The organism is Proteus sp. Marseille-Q3619 (genome assembly GCF_965283115.1).
This window is the reverse complement of sequence record NZ_CBDIMP010000001.1, coordinates 3,427,110-3,446,287: the sequence shown is the minus strand read 5'-3', so window position 1 is coordinate 3,446,287 and position 19,178 is coordinate 3,427,110. Positions and strand designations below refer to the sequence as shown.

14 protein-coding genes are annotated in these 19,178 nt (G+C 37.9%); 6 read left to right on the top strand and 8 right to left on the bottom strand.

The genetic code is table 11. The features are described from left to right. Nucleotides 1-60: 60 nt before the first annotated feature. The 5 genes from ACWPWK_RS15850 to dinG form a co-directional block, all read right to left on the bottom strand. Complete coding sequence (locus ACWPWK_RS15850; protein ID WP_109373456.1) at nt 61-2,094, bottom strand: TonB-dependent receptor domain-containing protein; 2,034 nt, start codon at nt 2,092-2,094, stop codon at nt 61-63. A gap of 97 nt (nt 2,095-2,191) precedes the next feature. Beyond that, nucleotides 2,192-3,337 carry an NrfD/PsrC family molybdoenzyme membrane anchor subunit gene (gene nrfD, locus ACWPWK_RS15845; protein ID WP_109373455.1) on the bottom strand — a complete coding sequence of 382 codons (1,146 nt, stop codon included), beginning with the start codon at nt 3,335-3,337 and terminating at the stop codon, nt 2,192-2,194. After that, complete coding sequence (locus ACWPWK_RS15840) at nt 3,334-4,164, bottom strand: 4Fe-4S dicluster domain-containing protein (RefSeq protein ID WP_109373454.1); 831 nt, start codon at nt 4,162-4,164, stop codon at nt 3,334-3,336. Before ACWPWK_RS15840 ends, nrfD begins: the two co-directional genes overlap by 4 nt. An 18-nt stretch (nt 4,165-4,182) precedes the next feature. Beyond that, nucleotides 4,183-5,739, bottom strand: a complete 1,557-nt coding sequence (locus tag ACWPWK_RS15835; protein WP_109373453.1) for a [FeFe] hydrogenase, group A — start codon at nt 5,737-5,739, stop codon at nt 4,183-4,185. A gap of 931 nt (nt 5,740-6,670) precedes the next feature. Next, a complete protein-coding gene (dinG, locus tag ACWPWK_RS15830) occupies nt 6,671-8,779 on the bottom strand; it encodes an ATP-dependent DNA helicase DinG (RefSeq protein WP_109373452.1) in 2,109 nt (702 codons plus the stop codon). A 254-nt stretch (nt 8,780-9,033) separates the two neighbouring features. On the opposite strand from dinG, the gene ACWPWK_RS15825 reads away from it, so the two are divergent. Both ACWPWK_RS15825 and fabZ read left to right on the top strand, forming a co-directional pair. Next, nucleotides 9,034-9,942 (top strand): LysR family transcriptional regulator, encoded by a 909-nt coding sequence (locus tag ACWPWK_RS15825; RefSeq protein WP_109373451.1) that lies wholly within the window; start codon nt 9,034-9,036, stop codon nt 9,940-9,942. A 210-nt stretch (nt 9,943-10,152) separates the two neighbouring features. Then, the gene (gene fabZ, locus ACWPWK_RS15820; RefSeq protein ID WP_109373450.1) at nt 10,153-10,578 is read left to right on the top strand and encodes a 3-hydroxyacyl-ACP dehydratase FabZ; all 426 of its coding nucleotides are present in this window, start codon (nt 10,153-10,155) and stop codon (nt 10,576-10,578) included. Nucleotides 10,579-10,647: 69 nt separating this feature from the next. Here fabZ and ACWPWK_RS15815 read toward each other — a convergent pair whose 3' ends face one another. Both ACWPWK_RS15815 and purB read right to left on the bottom strand, forming a co-directional pair. Further along, nucleotides 10,648-12,027 carry an MmgE/PrpD family protein gene (locus ACWPWK_RS15815; RefSeq protein WP_109373449.1) on the bottom strand — a complete coding sequence of 460 codons (1,380 nt, stop codon included), beginning with the start codon at nt 12,025-12,027 and terminating at the stop codon, nt 10,648-10,650. Nucleotides 12,028-12,108: 81 nt separating this feature from the next. Then, entirely contained in the window at nt 12,109-13,476 is a 1,368-nt protein-coding gene (gene purB / locus ACWPWK_RS15810; protein ID WP_109373448.1) for an adenylosuccinate lyase, read from the bottom strand. A 408-nt stretch (nt 13,477-13,884) separates the two neighbouring features. Here purB and metC point away from each other — a divergent pair, with 408 nt between their 5' ends. Beyond that, nucleotides 13,885-15,060, top strand: coding sequence for a cystathionine beta-lyase (gene metC, locus ACWPWK_RS15805; RefSeq protein ID WP_109373447.1), 1,176 nt, complete (start codon nt 13,885-13,887; stop codon nt 15,058-15,060). A 36-nt stretch (nt 15,061-15,096) separates the two neighbouring features. Then, entirely contained in the window at nt 15,097-16,464 is a 1,368-nt protein-coding gene (dcuC, locus tag ACWPWK_RS15800; protein ID WP_109373446.1) for a C4-dicarboxylate transporter DcuC, read from the top strand. A gap of 162 nt (nt 16,465-16,626) precedes the next feature. On the opposite strand, the gene ACWPWK_RS15795 is transcribed toward dcuC, so the two are convergent. Then, a protein-coding gene (locus ACWPWK_RS15795; RefSeq protein WP_196574217.1) for an IS3 family transposase occupies nt 16,627-17,837 on the bottom strand; the annotation gives its coding sequence in 2 pieces (ribosomal slippage) (nt 16,627-17,495 and nt 17,495-17,837; 1,212 coding nt in all). A gap of 236 nt (nt 17,838-18,073) precedes the next feature. Here ACWPWK_RS15795 and ACWPWK_RS15790 point away from each other — a divergent pair. After that, nucleotides 18,074-18,259, top strand: coding sequence for a hypothetical protein (locus ACWPWK_RS15790; protein WP_100159496.1), 186 nt, complete (start codon nt 18,074-18,076; stop codon nt 18,257-18,259). Nucleotides 18,260-18,272: 13 nt separating this feature from the next. Further along, complete coding sequence (gene sseA / locus ACWPWK_RS15785; RefSeq protein ID WP_109373994.1) at nt 18,273-19,115, top strand: 3-mercaptopyruvate sulfurtransferase; 843 nt, start codon at nt 18,273-18,275, stop codon at nt 19,113-19,115. Nucleotides 19,116-19,178 lie beyond the last annotated feature (63 nt).

The window sequence follows — 19,178 nt, the reverse complement described above, 5'->3', positions numbered from 1 at the left end:
ACGTGATTAATATAAAAAAGGCTGCCATGTAAGGCAGCCTTTGTCTATTTTCTGATTGAATTAAAATTTATACACCACACCCGCATTAACACTAAAACCATTCCCAGGGAAAAGTAAGGCATCATTTTTTTTCACTGTTGGATTGGCCAAAGTGCTTGCCGCATAGCGTTTATTCGTAATATTGTCTAAATTCAAATAAGTAGACCACTGATTATCATATTGATAATGTGCATTAAATCCTAATAATGCATAGGGTTTACTCTTTTGAATATTAAGATGGTTACCATGATCAACAGCAACATTTGTGGGTGACCAATACAGTGTAGGACCAAATCTCAATCCATTTAATTGATAGTTAATTTCACCCGAAATAAGGTTTCTAGGAACACCTGCAATATATTTTCGATTATATTCCCCGCCCATAAAACGAAAATCATTATACGTCCATGTTGCACGATAGAGAAAATCACCAACACGAAGCGGTTGAATCGCATTGATACTGAATTCAACACCTTGATGGCGAGTTTTTGCAGGATAATTATAAATATCAACAATATTCCCATTTTGATCGTGGGATGTAATATATTCATCTTTAATAAAACTGCGATAAAGCACCGTACTTAAACCGATATTATCTGTTAATTCAATATCACTACCAATTTCAAAACTGGTTGCTTTTTGAGGCGAAAGTTTTAACAGATTGACCTTATTTAACGGCGCTTTAGGATTAATAATATCATTAAAAGAAGCCGGCTCTTGGCTCATACTGACATTAGCAAATAAGCGTGTATTGTAATTAGGATACCAAATCAGCCCAACTTTAGGTGTTAAGAAATTAAAGGACTGTTCAAGAGAATTATGGCTCGAAAATACATCTCTTTTCGCATGAGTTCCTTTTACATCCAGATTAAACAACACACTGTTACTAATATGTATACCCGCCCCTAAAGACGCATAGATATTTTCAGCTCGTCCATCATATCGTCCTAGCCAGCCTTTGGGATTTTTCTCGATATCATCTTTCATTATCGAGTGATCCCAAGCTAACGCGGCACGATAACTAATATGCTGAGTTTCTAATTTATAATTAAATTGAGCGCCTTTAGTATAATAATTCACAAATTGGTAATGACTGGGTGTTTTGAAATTATCATGTGTTTGTGAATACCACCATCCAAATTGAATATCGTGAGCACCACTATTCCATGTCGATTTATTGGCTATACGTAATTGTTCGACATTTCTATGGGGATCTTTTTTCTTAATTGCAGGTAATACCGCTTTAGGATCATTCTCAACCATTTGTAAGGTTGCTGGGCCAGGAACATCAAAACGCAGATCAGTCCAATTAATCCATGTTCTATTTTCAAAGTTGTCTGAAGTATACCCGAGTGTTGAGCGCATTGTTTTACGTTGAGAAGCAGAGTGCTCTCGATACCCATTATAATGGTCATAACTTAGACTTATTCTGGCATCAATAGGATGATCATCACTATAACCGCCTAACGCCATTTGTAGACCTTGACGCCCAAAAGAACCTTGTTCATAACGCAATTGATTTTGATTATTTCGTCCTGTATAGGTGATAAAATCAAGCTCTCCCCCTAAGTTATTGCTTTGCAATTGTGTACTATTTGTACCGCGGCGAATGCTAATAAATTGTGCATCTCGTACATCAATCATACTTGAGTGAAAGCTACCATCGGCTTCATTAAGAGGCAGTCCGTCTTGGAGTAATAATACCCCTCTAGAAAGTGGCGCACTTTGAACACCTGAGCCTCGAATACTTAAACGAGGTTGATCTAATCCACCAAATAAACTTTGTATCACGATACCTGGTTGATCCTTTAAGGCATCATTCAACGTTAATAAGCGATTTTCATGATCAACCGTAATTAAATTAGTTCCCCCTGCTATATTGCTTATTTTTTCAGCTTCAATGTTATAAATACGATTTGACGAATGACCTTCTTTTTGTCCACTGACAATAATATGTTCTGGTTTATTTTCATTCGCTTGGGAATAACTCAATATTGGTGTAATCGAAAGCAAAGAGGAAGAAATAAACCACAAGGATTTTTTTAAAATAGGCATATTTATCGTTCTATTTATCATTAATAAAAGAATAAAAAAGAGTATTTTCTTGGTTTTATTTATAAAAAATGCCCAATTAAATTGGGCATTAAGTTAATTAATGTTTGTCGTCTTCATGTTCAATAATACGGAAGTTTTCGCAGATAAATAAATAAGCGAGCGCCCCCATTGAAACCAGACCAAGAGTGATAGTTAATTCTGGTAGCGATGGCCAATAAGAGACACCCGTTGATGTCACCATACCTGTCACCACAACGTTATAACGGTTTAAAATAACCCCCGAAGCGACTAGCGCACCAAAAGTTACCAGCCAGCCTCGACGTTTTATTAATGGTGAGAAACAGATAATTAACGGCACAATAACGCCAAAACCAACTTCAATCCAAAAAAATAAAGATTCAAAGCTGCCTTCGAAAAGGTAATGCACTTTACCTTCTGCAATAATACTGCCGAATTTCAACGCTAAATAAACCAGCATTGCATAACCTGAAATTCGAACTAAACCACTTAATACCGACATTGGCACTTTGTGATTAAACGCTCGGCCTGCTAATGCAGTTTCAACTGCGATCATTGCAGGGCCAACAAAAAACGACGAAATTAAAAATTGGAAGAAAATAATTGGCGACCACCATAATGGATGCAGTTTATCGACCATTAATAAATAAAGCGCCCCAAGTGATGATTGATGCATTGATGGAATTGCAATACCAATGACTAACAATACCGGTAATATTTTACGGAAAAAATTATGGTATTTTCGTCCAACTCGTTCAGTTGCCACTTCTCCAAATTCAATTAATTGCACACTGGTATAAACAGAGACGCAAATAAAGACTTCAAAAAGCACTGAGCTATGCCCTTGAGAAACTAATGGACGCCAGAAATTCCACCACTGCCCGATATCAAGGAAAAGCCCGACCATCACCAATAAATAACCAATTAATGACGTTAATGCTGCACTTCGAGCAATACTTGAAAATTGTTCTTGTTTAAATACGTAAACAATTAACGCAGTACCATACCCGCCCCCAGCTAACGCCACACCGCACATCACGTCAAAAGAGATCCAAAGCCCCCAAGGCCATTCATCATTAAGATTGGTCACTAATCCCAATCCTGTGACTAAGCGAAATAAGATAAGCCCTACGGCAATCAAACTGATAGCAACAAGCACCCAGCGCACTGGTGTCATAGGAAAACGCCACTTACCAAAGTGGGTCGAATTATCGATAACACTCATTCTGATCTCCTTGTTTCTTCATCAGTACTATTCTGGTTATGCTCTAGATGCTGATGCGATTGCTCATCGCGGCTCACTTTATCTTTTCTGTGATTAAACATGGCAATACCACCCAAAATCACAGCCCAAGTAGCGCCTGCTATCGGCGTATATTTCATAAAATCAGAGGTATAAGAAGAGAGTGGTTTTTCCGTTAATCCCGTTTTAAAGCCAAGCTGTTCAAATGGCACATCGGAAATATAGAGCCATTCAGTCCCCCCCACTTCTTTCTCACCATAAATATGTTGAACATATTCTGGATTATTCGTGATGGTTTCTCTGGCTTTTTCTAATAAGGTTTGTCGCTCACCAAATACCAAGGCTTGAGTAGGACATACTGCAACACATGCTGGAGATTGCCCTTCTTCCACACGAGATGAGCACATCATGCATTTAGTGACATAAGGAAGTGACTTTTCCCACTCATATTTAGGAATATCAAACGGGCATGCCACCATGCAATATCGGCAACCCACACAGAGATCAGGATAATAAACCACTGGCCCTGCTGGTGTTTTTTGGAAGGCTTTTGCAAAACATGCTGAAGCACACGCGGGATCAATACAGTGAAAACATTGCTCTTTAACATAACGCCAAACCGCTTTATCTTCTTTCTCAACCGTGACTGTTTTGATAACCGTCCAGTTTTCATCCGCAAGTTTGGCATTCTCACCACTTGTAGGTTGTCTGTCTTCTATCCATTTATTTTCGTTGTACATTTTGCATGCAACTGTGCAACTACCGCAGCCGATACACTTTGTAAGATCGACTAATACACCTTTAGACATAATGTGTTTCCTCAATCTTTAAGCTTTCTTTTTGTTAAAATGAATACTGCGATCTTGGTAATGCGTATGAAGCAATTGATGAGCACGTTCACCACAAGGTTCACCTAAAAATTGTTTATAGATACTTTGAATTTCACTGTTTTCATAACTCAAGCGGATTGTGGCGCGTTCATCTTTGCTATAAAGCGCTTTCATGCGTAAAGCACGTATTTCATCAGAAGGCGGTAATGCCGAACGAGGCTGTCCTCCTCCCGCAATACACCCACCAGGACATCCCATAAATTCAACGAAGTGCCACTGTTTTTCCCCTTTTTGAATTGCTTCTAAGACAGGACGCGCATTTCCCATACCAGAGCAAACTGCCACGCGAATTTCCCCCACTCCCGGAATATCCAGAGCGGCTTCTTTAATACCTTCTAATCCACGTACAGGTTGCAAATTAAATAAAGGCTCTGGTGGTCTTTCACCTGTAATAAAGTAGTAACTGGTTCTGACCGCCGCTTCCATCACGCCCCCTGTCACGCCGAAAATAGCACCAGCACCACTGTATTCAGACATTAAGCGATCATAATTTGCGGGTTGAAGAGACGTTAAATCGATATTGTGACTTTTAATTAATCTGGCGAGCTCTCTTGTTGTTAGCACGATATCAACATCACGAAGATCAGGTTTTTCCCATAACACACTAGCGCCATTCATTTCAGGGCGTGCCGCTTCTGATTTTTTAGCAGTACATGGCATAATGGCAACAGAGACAATTTTGGTAGGATCGATATTTTGCTCTTTGGCATAATAGGTTTTTATCATCGTTCCCAACATTGTCATGGGTGATTTTGCTGAAGATAAATTAGGGATCAATTCAGGATAAAACATTTCACAGAATTTAACCCAACCCGGCGAGCATGATGTAAATTGTGGTAATACGCCATTATTTTGAATTCGTTGCAGTAATTCTGTCGCTTCTTCCATAATGGTCAGATCAGCAGAAAAGTTCGTATCAAAAACTTTATCAAAACCCAGTTTTCTCAGTGCAGCAACTTGCAGTAACTCAATATCCTTACCCGGCTGCATACCAAACTCTTCACCCAAAGCAACGCGCGTAGCGGGCGCGGTTTGAACAACAACATGCAGTGTTGGATCTAATAAAGCCCTAATCACCTTATCCGTATCATCAACTTCTGTTATCGCACCTGTTGGACACCAAAGCGTACATTGCCCACAATCAATACAAGGAACGCTATCAATTAACGGTAAATCGTAATTTCCCATCACCGTTTGTACTTTTTCACACACCTCAACACATTGACCACATAAAATGCATTTTTTATCATCACGACAAATTGCCACATTATTAGGATCAATAGGAATTCGGCCTCGGACTTGTACAGGAAAAGTGCCTTTTGCATTGTATTGCTCGGGAACCCAGCCAGTACCTCCAGAAATATTACCATCACATCCCGCCGTTACAGCGGTTACCCCTGCCGCAAGACTCATCTTTCCAGCAAATGAAAAGAAAGAACGCCGAGATAATAATTTCTCGTCACTCTCTTCTTTTGTAGGGAGAATAGATTTCATTTTTTACAATGCTCCTGCTTTAATATATAAATAAAACTACCGTTTAAGAGTAGTAATATATAAAGAATTAAAACTTATTTTTGTTAAATATATTTATATGATTTTATTAATAAAAAGATCAATACTTAAAATAAGTATTAACCTTAAAGAACCTAGTTTATTTGAGTAAAAACACCCTATCAGCAATCATCGTTTCATTTAAGAAAATCAGGAGAGATTTTTTTAATTCAATAAGTGATAGGGTGTTTATGAGATATATTGTACTGAAGAGAAATTAAAAAAAAACAGCTTACAACCTTATTAATTAAATATATTTAATTTTATTGATACATATCAAAATAGAAATAAAGTCATAAAAATAACCCTATAAAAAAACGAGAAAATAAAAACAAAAAATCCAAATAAATCAGTCAATTAAAATGACTGTTATTTTTTATAAATTTATTGAGCATTTATCTTAACTAAATAAAAAAAGATTATCGCATACTATTTAATATAAAATAAATAATTTAAAAAAACATCAGAGTGATAATTTCTAAATAAAGTATTCACTTTTTCTAAATTAATAAAAATAAGAACATTACAATATAATTGTTTATTTTGTTATAATTATATTAATTTATGTAAAATAATTATTTAATTTTAAATATAAGATATTTTTATTTTTTAATTATTAATAAGATTCATAAAAAATACAAGTTAATAATATCAGACAGAATCTTAAATAAAAACAAAACGAAATGATTAAATATATTTAACCATAAAATGACTTTTATTATTTTAAACAAAAAAACAATTTTTCTTTTATTAAGAATAAAAATTTATAGTAAATAGCCTATATTTATTAATAACACATTAATAAATATATCAAAGTAAGTTAGAGAAGCATAAATCACTAACAAAAGTAAAATCTCTATAATATAATAGAAAATCACTTCTCTTTAGGCATATCCGGTTGATAAATTGGAAAAACTGGCAGTGCCGTTAATAAGCGTGAACCGTAGTTTTTTGTTAATAAACGTCTGTCATAAATGACAATTTCACCATGACAGTGATGACTACGAATAAGACGCCCAACTTGCTGAATTAAATTAAACGATGCACTGGGTAAGCTTTGCACTTCAAAAGGATAACGTTTGAGTGATTTTAACCACTCTCCCTCAGTTACAATCACTGGATCAGTCACTGGAGGAAAGGCAATTTTATGGATATGTACCTGCGTTAAGTAATCACCTTTTAAATCTAGACCTTCAGCAAAAGATTGTAAGCCAATTAATACACTATTATCACCCGCATCAATACGCTTGCAATGTGTTTCAACTAATCGATAGCGTGGTTGATCACCTTGTACTAATAAGCATAAACGCAAGTCTTTCACTTCCTCTAAAAAGCCATCCATTGCACGTTGGCTGCTAAATAAAACCAATTGCCCTCGATGATTATTCTCTTCCATTTCTTGGCGAAAATAACGAGCCATCTCTTTTAAATGCTCACGTTCATGGAGCATAGTTGGCTCATAGTGCATTTTTGGGATCACGAGTTTGCCTTGCTTTTGATGTTCAAAAGGCGAAGACAACGTAATAAAGCGATCATCAAATTGCTCGCTTAATCCCGTCAATTCTTGAATACGAGAATAGCTATTTAATGAACGTAATGTTGCAGACGTAATAACCACATGAGGAATATTTTTCCATAATAATTGCGTCAATTGCTCACTAACCCGAATGCCAGCACAATGAAAATAGAGATGAGACTGTTTTTTATCGTAACGACGAGTTAACCATTTGGATACTGGTGCTTTTGAAGTTTGCTCTAATGTGGCTAAGCGCCAAAGTTTCGCCATATTTTCTAAATAACCCACCATCCTACTGGTAGTTAAAATGGCACGATGTAAACGCACAACGTCTTCTTTCGCTGTCCGTTCTGTTAAATCGTTTAAAATAGCTTCGCCCAGCATTTTTAAACCATCCGTTAGCTTAAATAATGTCTGGCAACTTAACAGAAGTTGTTCAGGTAATTCACCTAACGGGAAGAGATATTCATCTTGTTCACTGCGTTCTGGTAATAATGCTCGCGTGAATGTATCAACCTCTTGATAGGCTTCACGTAACTTAGCAATATGAGCATCAAAACGAATAGGATCAGCCAATTTAGGCGGTCTTACAGGAATAAATTGCGCTAAATACTGACTAACATGACGAGTGATATTATCAAGCTGATTATTAAGGGAAACTAAGGTTATTTCCCCTTCGACTTCAAGTGCATCGCGCGCAACATCAGGAATATGATGCCCTTCATCAAGTACCAAAAGCAGATTTTTAGCATCAGGTAACACGGATTCACTTTCCATTGCTGCCATTACTAAAGCGTGATTGGTAATAACCACATCGACTTCATCAATTTCACGACGCGCAATAAAAAAAGGACAACGATGATAATATTGGCAATTACGCCCTAAACAATTCATTTTATCCGTACTGATTTTACGCCATAAACTATCGGTTAATGCTCGTTTATGGTGATCGCGTAATCCGTCCCAGCCGAAACTAGTGAAATCATTTTTGAGCTCTTGGCAAATTTCTCTTTCTGCACTGGTCGCCACATCCACTTTATCTTCAAGCAAAAACATTAAGTCGATTTGCTCGCCTTCAGTGGCACAAATCACATCTAAATTACGAGGGCATAAGTAACGCCCACGACCAAAAGCGCCTGTGAACGTAAGATCAGGAATGATTTTTTTAAGTAATGGCAGATCTTTACTATAAATTTGATCTTGCAGTGCCACATTCGCCGTACTAATTATCAGCGGTTTTTTCTCATCACGGCTAATTGCAATCCCCGGAATAAGATAAGAGAGTGTTTTACCCACCCCAGTAGGGGCTTCAATAACAAGATGGCGCCCCGTTTCATCAGAAAAAGTCTTGGCTACCTCAGCTATCATTTCACGCTGTGGGGCACGCGGAATAAACCCTTCGATATGCTCTGGTAGGGCTTTATACCACTGACTTATTTGATTTTTAACGGATTGAGAAAGGGACATAACCACTCTGTAACTGATTTTAAGAAAGGCGTCATTGTCTCATAACACTGTATAAAAATCAGTAGTTACCTTTGCTTGCATGTTTTTTTCATCAAAGAATGGATAACTTCTCGAAATTATTGAGCTTTGTTATGGATTATTCATTCAACTCTTCATAGTATGAGTATTGGTTACGCAACATCCAAAATAGTCTTATAAAAATATTTTTCTTTTGTTTTATTAAGCACAACAACACCAGTTAAGAGATATCTATAATGACTTCCGCAAAACGCCCTATTTTTAACTTAGAACTTGATTTACTTCGAACCTTTGTCGCCGTTGTCGATGGAAATACCTTTGCTGCAGCGGCGGAATCCGTTTGCCGAACACAATCCGCCGTTAGCCAACAGATGCAACGACTTGAGTCTCTACTTGGAAAAGAGCTATTTGCTCGCCAAGGGCGAAATAAAACACTGACAGAAGCGGGTACACAACTGCTTAATTACGCTCGCCGTATTTTACGCCTTAACGATGAGGCATGCCTTTCACTAATGCATGAAGAGATTGATGGCATTTTAAAAATTGGTTCTCCCGATGACACCGCAAACACGATTTTACCTGAACTTCTCGCTCGTTTTTCAGGCGCTTATCCTCGCTTAATTATGGAAATTATTGTTAAACGTAGTCCGTTTTTAATGTCTATGTTAGAAAACAATGAGCTAGATTTAGCCATCTCTACTGAAGAGCATGTGGGTTATCCTAAAATCGTATTACGCGTTTCACCTTCATTATGGTATTGCGGAAAACATTTTAGATTTGATCTTGATGAGCCGTTACCTCTCGTGGTGCTTGATGAGCCAAGCACTTACCGCGATATGATGATAAATCATCTTGATCAGCAAGGTATTCGTTGGCGAATTGCTTATATTGCAACCACACTTTCTGGTGCAAGAGCGGCAGTACGAGCTGGTTTAGGGATTATGGCGCGTTCAATTGAGCTTTCTGGTGATGATTTGCGTATTTTAGGCGAAAAAGAAGGTTTACCTGCTTTACCTGCGATCCGTTATAACCTTTATTTTAATTCTAATAGCCCAGGGAAAGCGGCACAAATTCTGTTTGATTCATTGAAAAATGAACAAAATGAAGTGATTAATCATGCAGATATCACGCTACAACAAGAATAACCAAAAAAATAAATTATTTCGATAACTCATCAAAAAATGAGAAGTAACAAAGACTGGATTTTTCCTATTCTGGTCTTTGTTATTCACTTAACCAAAATTTCTTCGCTAAAACATAGCCCAATACTGTACCATATTGAATAAGAATGGAATAATAGCCACCTTTATTGTAAAAAGCCTATTTGTTCTATCATCACAACGAGGAGAAAATATATGCCCATTTCCGTCAGTGAAATAATGGAAATATTGCCTCATCGTTATCCATTCTTATTAATTGATCGCGTTATTTCTACGCCCGCTGAACTTGCCAGTGGCAAATTAACAGCCATTAAAAATGTCACAACCAATGACACCGTTGTTTTTGGCGAGTTTTACCCACCTTTATTACTCCTTGAAAGCATGGCTCAAGCTTCGGGCATTCTTGCACATTACTACCTTTCACCTATGAGTGAGGATCAGCAATGTTATTTTGCCAGCATAAAGAATGCTCGGTTTTATGACGTAGTAAAAGCAGGCGATCAGCTACTTATTGAGATCCAGTTTCGCCGACAGCGACGCACTATTGTTAGCTTTTCAGGTACGGTGAAAATTGGAAAAAAGATAGTTTGTACATCTGAATTTATGTGTGCAAGACAATAGATAAAGGATTGGCAGATAAAACCAATCCTTCACACAATAATCTTGTTTATACGATTTCAGCTTAACCTTCTATTTTTTAACACGTAATAATTGTGTTATTTCTGAAATAGTTACATTGTCGAAATGCAGTATTTTCTCAACTAATTGTGCCGATTGTTCAGCTTCTATCACCAAAGATGCATTATCGTAAAACTTACTGATCACATCTTTATCTATCATTGGATTCTTCGGGTTACCATACTGAATATCTAATCTCTCCGTGATCTTTTCGCCATTTTTTAATGTCACGAAAATTAACCCGGGAAAATAAGTAGGAAATGGAATTTCTCCTTTTTCGGGATAACGATAACTTACACGCTTCGCTAACGATTGAATATCTTCCCGTTGGAGGTTTTCAGGTAATAATGAAGATAGCGTTAATGCATTATCTAAAAAACCCGCAGCAAATAACCACGGCAAACTAAATTTAGCGCCATAAGCTGTTTGAGGCGCCCATTTTGTTTCAGGTGGCTCACAAATCAAGGCAGCAGCTACTGGATCGACAACGCACTCGACACTCTCGATATCATCAGCGGTGATCCCTTTTTTCAGCAAATTACGCCCACAATCAACCGTTGCATGAGCAAAATGGCACACCGGATAAGGCTTAATAGAAACATTTAAAAATTCCCATACTTCACCTAATCCCAATGCGACTTGTTCTGGTTGCGCTTGCTCTCGAATACCATGGGTTTGATAAAGGCTATACCGACCTTCAAATATTGTTTCAGGGCCTGTCATTCCACCTTTTGCTAATGATGCGGCGATAATACCTGATTGCGCAGCCCATCCCGCATGAAAGCATTTAGAAGATGAGCTATTAGTAAGATATTCAGCCACTCCTGCTGCTTGGCTTCCTGTTAACCCTAATGCATTCACAGTTTGTTCAGGCGTCAATTTTAATAGTGAAGCGGCACAAGCCGTTGCACCAAAAATACCAGCAATTGCGGTGGCATGAAAACCACGCTGATGAAATCCACTATGGCTTGCTAAGCCTACTCTCGCCGCGACTTCCCAGCCAATCACCCACGCCGTTAAAATATCTTGTGATGATGCACCGATAGATTCACCCAATGAAAAAGCAATTGGTGTTAATACTGCACTACCATGTGTAATGGAATCGGTATGTGTATCATCAAAATCTAAAGCATGTGCTGCAATTCCATTGGCAAGAGCTGCCACGGTTGTATTTGCCGTTTGTGAACTTCCCCAAATAGGGATATCACCTTGACTATCAGGTAAAAAAGCAACACCTTGTCGCCCTTGAATTGCACTTTGCTGCACACTGCCAGCCAAAGCGACACCTAATGTATCTAATAAATGAATTTTAGCTCGGCTAACAACTTGAGCAGGTAAATCAGAAAATGTGGTTGTGGTAATAAATTGGGCTAACTGCTGACTCAATGTCATAAAAACCTCGAAATTGATAAGAAAAAGCCAGCAATATCACCGGCTTTTAGATAATAAGAAGGTTGGAGGTAATTAATTCACTTAGTCATTTAACCAGCCAGAGGCTTTGGTTTGTGCAACAACGCGATCAACCTGAGCTGGCGCATTACCCACATAAGTCGTTGGATCTAACAATGCATCAAGTTCTTCTTGCGTAATATGATCACGAATACGTGTATCACGATTAATTGCTTCTACGAAAGTAATGCCCTCTTCTTGCCCTGACATTGATGCTTCATACACAATTTCATGTGCCGTTTGTTTACCTGCTTTATCAGATAATGCAAACATCACGCGTTCAGCCAGCATAAAGCCACCCAAAATATCCATATTTTTGCGCATTTTTTCAACATGAACATTTAACCCGCCTAATACTGTTTTCATATTATCAAAAATAACAGACAGCATCAGACACAGTTCTGGCATGATTTTCCATTCCATTTTCCAGATTGCACCATCACGCTCATGTTGATGTTTCATCATATCGGTTAAAACAGAAAGGTTTGCTTTTAAGGTATTGCTGACACAAGCGGCATTTTCAACAATAGCTGGATTGCGTTTATGAGGCATCGTTGAAGAACCGACTTGTCCTTTGCTGAAAGGCTCTGATAATTCATCAATTTCGTTATGTGCTAATATCAAAATTTCATTGGCAATTTTACCTAATGTACCGCTAATTAAGCCAATCAACATGCCGTATTCGCTAAATCTATCACGTGCAGGTTGCCATGAAATTTCAGGCACACCTAAACCTAAACGTTTTAATACACGCGCTTCTAATTCATCAGCCTTATCACTTAAAGAGGCTTTTGTGCCCACCGCTCCGACGACACTTCCCACAAATAAACGCGGTTCAATTTCTTTAAGACGTTGATAATGACGGGCTAATTCTGTTAACCAAATTGCAGTTTTATGACCAAAAGTGATTGGCAGTGCTTGTAATGCTAATGTACGCCCTACCATGGGTGTATTTCGGTGTTTTTCACTTAGTGATAATAACGAACGACCTAATACTTTGATATCACGAAGGAAAGTATGATGAGCATCTTTAAGTTGCAGTACAAGACCTGTATCAATCACATCTTGTGTGGTTGGTCCAAAGTGAACATATTCACCATAATGTTCAGGGCAAGCATGTTCTAAACCACGAATAGTTGGCACTAATGGATGGCGAGTCAAACGCACTTGTTCTAATACATAATCCATATCGAGCTTTTCAAGCTTTGCGGTGTCTGCAATAACGTTTGCTGCCTCTTTTGGGATCAACCCTAATTCTGCTTGTTCTATGGCTAATGCCGCTTCATAATCAAGCCAATTTTGCATTCTTGTTTTATCAGAAAAAATAGTTCTCATTTCTTCTGTTGACCATAAATTCTTTAATAAAACCGAATCAAAAACGCTGGTTCCCATAATTATTTCCCCTGTTAAAAGAATAATAAAAAAATCGTTTTTTTAATCAAACGACTTGTTAGATTGTTATTTTATTTATGCAATATAATCTCTAAAAAAACACTTTGATAATTTTAATCTAAATTAAAAAATTTCTAATCAATAAAAAAATAACATTAATTCAATATGTTACAAATAACTCTTTATTTATTAGTTATAACTTTTGAATCTTAAATGTTATTTAAGATTTAATTAGAATAATTAATGCTAAAAAATTAGATGAAGATCATCTTTTTGTAAAAAGAGCTATTTTAAAAATAAATAAGTTTGTTATAAATAATAGAAACAGAATAAGCGCAGAGAAAAAAGTAATTAAAGGTTTTATTTAATTACCGGGGAACTCTATTTCTATATTTGGAGATATTAATAATGAAACAAAATAAACAAACAAAACTGATACACAGTGGACGCCAAGAAATTAAAACCTCAGGTCCAGTTAATCCACCCGTTATGAGAGCCAGCACCATTGTTTTTGATTCTATTAAAAGCTGGCGTGATGTCCGTGATCGTCGTGCAACAGAGCGCGTATTGAGTTACGGCGCTCGTGGTACTGAAACCGCTTTTGCACTGGAAGCTTTAGTAACTGAGCTAGAAGGTGGCCATCGCGCTCAACTGTTCCCTACTGGATTGGCAGCTATCGCTGTAACCATTATGGGATATGCACGCAGTGGTGGTCATGTTTTATTTGCAGATTCTGTTTATGAACCCGTGCGTAAAATTGCCTCTGCTTTTCTTGAACCCAATAACATTGCTTATAGCTTCTTTAAAACAGATGGTTCAGATTTTGAGCAAAAAATTCAAGACAATACACAGCTTATTTTTGTCGAATCACCGGGTTCATTACTTTATGAAATGCTCGACTTACCTGAAATCTGCCGTATTGCGCATGAAAGAAATATTCCTGTTGGTGTTGATAATACTTGGGGCTCTGCATGGCTTTATAACCCACTGGAATTAGGTGCTGATGTCTCAGTTATTGCAGCGACTAAATATTTATGCGGCCACTCTGATGTGATGATGGGAATTATGGTTGCGAATGAAAAAGCATGGGAAAAAATTGGTGCATTGCCTGAAGCATTAGGTCAAGCCAGCAGCCCTGATGATGCAGCATTAGTGCTTCGTGGTATGAGAACACTGGGACAGCGTATTGCAGCTCATGGCAAATCTGCTCTTGCTATTGCGCAATGGCTAGAAACACGCCCTGAAGTTGAAAAAGTATGGTTCCCTGAATTACCTAATCACCCTCGTCATGATTTATGGAAACGTGATTGTAAAGGCAGCAACGGTTTATTAACCATTGAATTTAAACAAGGTTATACCGCCAAACAATCAGAACAATTTATTGATGCTCTTACACTTTTTGGTATCGGTGCATCTTGGGGTGGATTTGAAAGCCTTGCTTTACCTGCCAATGTTGCAGGAGCAAGAAGCGCCTCTGATTGGCATAAAGGCCACGGTCCTTTTGTTCGTTTACATATCGGGCTTGAAGCAACTGAGGATTTAATTGCAGACATTACACAAGCGTTCTCAGCATTAAATAAATAACAACAATATTATTGCGTCACTACTAGGGAATTTATTATGACAGGTTTAATCATTGCCGCGCTGGTAACCGCGTTGGTGGTTTATCTACTGGCTAGAGGTTATAAACCTCAGCCAGTATTATTACTCGGGGGCTTATTGCTACTGCTCCTAACTGCTTCTCTCGATCTTAATCCGTTACTACCAGAAAATAAATCAACGCAATTTAAGTATTTTGATATTTTCCAAATCTTTACGGATATTATGAGTTCTCGCTTAGCGGGACTGGGCTTAACATTAATGGCTATTGCGGGTTTCTCTCGTTATATGGAACACGTTGGCGCAAGCCGTGCTTTATTTGCTATTTTTGAAAAACCTTTAAAAGCAATTAAATCGCCTTATTTACTTTTGGTAATTTCATTTTTAGTTACCCAAATCTTGGTTATTTTTATTCCAAGTCATGCTGGTTTGGGAATGCTATTAATGGTCACCATGTATCCGATATTAATTCGTTCTGGCATTAGCCCACTTTCTGCTTTAGCGGTTATTGGATGCTGCCAGTTTATCGACCATGGTCCCGGCTCTGGTAACGTCATTATGGCAGCAAAAACTGCGGATATTGAACCTGCCGTTTATTTTGTTCAGCACCAGTTACCTATTACTATTCCTATTATTATTGCTGTTGCGATTACCCATTTCTTTATTCAACGCTGGTGGGATAAACGTGAAGGATTTGTTTTTGATCCAACCACTATTGATGCAGTTAAAGAAGAAGGAAACAAAATTCCACTGTCTTATGCCTTATTACCCGTGATCCCTTTGGTACTCATTATTGGCTTTAGTCCTTTATTACACCCTTATATTAAATTAGAAGTCACCACAGCGATGGTTATCAGTACAGTGATTGCACTTCTCTTTGAATATGTTCGTTTACGTGATGCAAAGGCAGTAATGAATAGCTTTATGCTGTTTTTTGAAGGAATGGGTAAGCAATTTGTCTTAGTGGTATCGTTAATTGTATCGGGTGAGTTTTTTGCTAATGGTTTATTAAAAAGTGGTGCAGTCGATACACTTATTAGCTCTGCTCAAGATGCAGGTTTCGGTGTTGTCGCCATGATCCTTGTGATGAGTGCCATTCTTGCCTTAGCCGCATTCTTAATGGGCTCTGGTAATGCTGCCTTCTTCTCATTTGCAGCCTTAACACCGAAAATAGCGGCTTTCTTAAAAGTGGATGTCATTACCTTAATTCTACCTATGCAAATTATGACAAGCTTTGGCCGTACTGTTTCACCGATTACCGCAGCCATTGTCGCCATTGCAGGTATTGCGAATGTTTCACCATTCCAAATAGTTAAACGAACCGCTATTCCTATGGCTGTGGCAGCCATTGTGAACTTAGCAATGACATTCTGGTTCCTTTACTCATAAAAATTGAGTTGTATTTTAAATGAAGTCTTAAGTTGCGTTACCCCTTTCCCTTAAACTCATTTACTCCTGAGTTTAAGGGGTTTTTCTTATCATTGACTGTAACCTTTGATTGAAACCATTAACACAACTTGTTGACTAGTCCTGATATAGGTTGACAACTTTTCAGGCATAAAACGCTCGATGTACTTCATCGGGCGTTTTATAGTTTAACGATAAGTGTGGCCGTTTTTCATTATAGAGTTGGATTGATTCTTCTACTAATTTTCTTGCTTGTTCCAGATTACTCGGTTTTATCAGTAGATACTCCATTTTTAATATTCCATTAATTCGTTCTGCTAAGGCATTTTGATAACAATCATACCCATCAGTCATAGAACATTGAATATTATGCTCTTTATGTATCTCCTGATATTCCGAAGAACAATACTGTATCCCTCGATCTGAATGATGGATTAACGAAGTTGTCGAAGTCCGTTTTTTTAACGCCTGAACCAACGATTTCTTCACTGAACTTGTTTTCATATTGTTATCTAAATGATATCCCACGATTTTTCGTGAATACGCATCCGTAATTAAACTTAAATAAGTATCACCTTCATGCGTCGATAAATAGGTAATATCTGCTACCCAAAGCTGTTCTGGTTGTGTGGGGATAAACCCTGACTTAATTAAATTTGGATGCCGATAAAAACGATGATGGCTTAAGGTTGTTCGATGATAAGCCCGTTTATTAGGCACCAGTAACTGATGTTCCTTCAATAAAGAAAATAGCCGATCACGACCAATAACCATCTGTTTTTGCTTTAAAATAAAATGTAATTTACGCCCACCCAGTCGAGGTTGTAAGACTCGTTCAGATTTAACAACATCAATGATGGCCGAATCGGCTTTCTTTCGTTCCTCAGTTCTATCCAGTCTCTTGTAATAAGCCTGTCGGCTGATCTGCATAAAACGGCAAGCAATTGTTACGGTGAGGTTTTTAACCGTTTTTTCTTTAATAACTCGGCTTTGCGCTTTTTTGACAAACGAACTCCAAAGTCTCTATCCATGACTTTAACCACTGCTTCGAAGAAATCGGATTTAAGCCGAGCCTCTTCAAGTTCCTTTTCAAGGATCTTAATGCGTTGTTCCGGCGTTTGTTGTTCAGAAGATTGGGTCATAGCTGAACCTCTATAAAAAGTATCAGGGGTACCGTTTGACCAATCTAACCTACCATGCTTACGAAGCCAAACTAAAACAGTAGAGCATCCTTGTATACCATAGCGATCTTGGGCTTGTTTATAGGTTATTTCGCCTTTTTCAACTTGGTCAACAAGCTGTAATTTAAAAGCGAGAGAATAATCGCGTTGAGTTCGTTTAGTGATTGGTTTCATTACACTCTCCAATTTCAGATTGGAAAAGTGTCAACCTTATTCAGGACGGGTCATGTACTGTAATTAAGGCTATTTATAAAGGTAAATAGCCTTTTTTACATCTCTATTCACCCTATTTAACGCGATAGAACGCCTCTCCTTTATTCTGTATTTTTCCTCAATCTGGAGACTTAGCGCTTGTTTCAACCTCATATCTCGATATACTTTTGCGCAACATTCATCTGCAAATGAACATTATGAAAAAAATAATTATCGTTGTTATCGCACTACTTGCTTTTGGCTCTATCGGTGGCGTTTTCCTTGCGGGATTAAATATTTATACCCGTTCAACTACACCAATAGAAAACAAACAAGCTCAACCTGAAACTTCGCCAACACAACAATTTCCAGCAATACCCGACAGCTCACCTTCCACAAAATAAATGAGGTTGCACTATGGAATATGATTACTTTGTCACGCCCCAATGGCTATTTGAACATCAAAATGATAGCGACCTTGTGATCCTTGATGTCAGTGCGCCGATGCCAACACAAGACATTGACTATTCAGCACTTTATCTTGAACGTCATATTCCGCATGCGCATTTTTTTGATCTTGATGAAGTCGCCGATAAAACCACGTCACTACCCCATATGCTACCTTCTGATGCACTATTTTCAGAAACGTTGACGCAATTAGGTATTTCTAATACCACTACTGTCATTATTTATGATCAAGGTAATTTATTTTCAGCGCCACGAGGCTGGTGGACATTCACAACATTAGGTTGTCGCAATGTGCGTATTTTAGCGGGTGGATTACAAGCTTGGATTGATGCTGGATTTGAAATCCAACAAGGTGAAGGCATTGCTACGCCAGCAACTTCGCCTTTTGTGGTTGAGCGTCATACTCAACGTTATGCCAATAAACAACAGCTTCTTGATAATCTCAATACCAAGCAAAAACAGATGATAGATGCTCGTTCGGCAGACAGATTTTATGGTAGAGCACCAGAACCTCGCCCTGGTTTGCGCAGTGGACATATTCCCAGCAGTAAAAATGTGCCTTGGAATGAATTAGTGACTGATGGGCAATTAAAAGATAATGCTGAACTGAAACAAATATTTGAGCAAGCAGGCGTGGATTTATCACAGCCAATCATTGTTACTTGTGGCTCAGGCATGACTGCAGCTATTTTATTTTTAGCGTTAACGGTACTCGGTTGCCAATCTATTGCACTTTATGACGGCTCTTGGGCGCAATGGGGCGCTGAAAGTGCCCTCCCTTGTGAATGCTAATTTAATCAGCTTTTGCCTTAAAAAAGTAAACCCGCATTACGCGGGTTTATTATCACTCTCTGT

Coding starts and splice junctions, on each gene's coding strand:
- ACWPWK_RS15850 (WP_109373456.1), bottom strand. CDS start 2,094: ATGCCTATTTTAAAAAAATCCTTGTGGTTTATTTCTTCCTCTTTGCTT.
- nrfD (WP_109373455.1), bottom strand. CDS start 3,337: ATGAGTGTTATCGATAATTCGACCCACTTTGGTAAGTGGCGTTTTCCT.
- ACWPWK_RS15840 (WP_109373454.1), bottom strand. CDS start 4,164: ATGTCTAAAGGTGTATTAGTCGATCTTACAAAGTGTATCGGCTGCGGT.
- ACWPWK_RS15835 (WP_109373453.1), bottom strand. CDS start 5,739: ATGAAATCTATTCTCCCTACAAAAGAAGAGAGTGACGAGAAATTATTA.
- dinG (WP_109373452.1), bottom strand. CDS start 8,779: ATGTCCCTTTCTCAATCCGTTAAAAATCAAATAAGTCAGTGGTATAAA.
- ACWPWK_RS15825 (WP_109373451.1), top strand. CDS start 9,034: ATGACTTCCGCAAAACGCCCTATTTTTAACTTAGAACTTGATTTACTT.
- fabZ (WP_109373450.1), top strand. CDS start 10,153: ATGCCCATTTCCGTCAGTGAAATAATGGAAATATTGCCTCATCGTTAT.
- ACWPWK_RS15815 (WP_109373449.1), bottom strand. CDS start 12,027: ATGACATTGAGTCAGCAGTTAGCCCAATTTATTACCACAACCACATTT.
- purB (WP_109373448.1), bottom strand. CDS start 13,476: ATGGGAACCAGCGTTTTTGATTCGGTTTTATTAAAGAATTTATGGTCA.
- metC (WP_109373447.1), top strand. CDS start 13,885: ATGAAACAAAATAAACAAACAAAACTGATACACAGTGGACGCCAAGAA.
- dcuC (WP_109373446.1), top strand. CDS start 15,097: ATGACAGGTTTAATCATTGCCGCGCTGGTAACCGCGTTGGTGGTTTAT.
- ACWPWK_RS15790 (WP_100159496.1), top strand. CDS start 18,074: ATGAAAAAAATAATTATCGTTGTTATCGCACTACTTGCTTTTGGCTCT.
- sseA (WP_109373994.1), top strand. CDS start 18,273: ATGGAATATGATTACTTTGTCACGCCCCAATGGCTATTTGAACATCAA.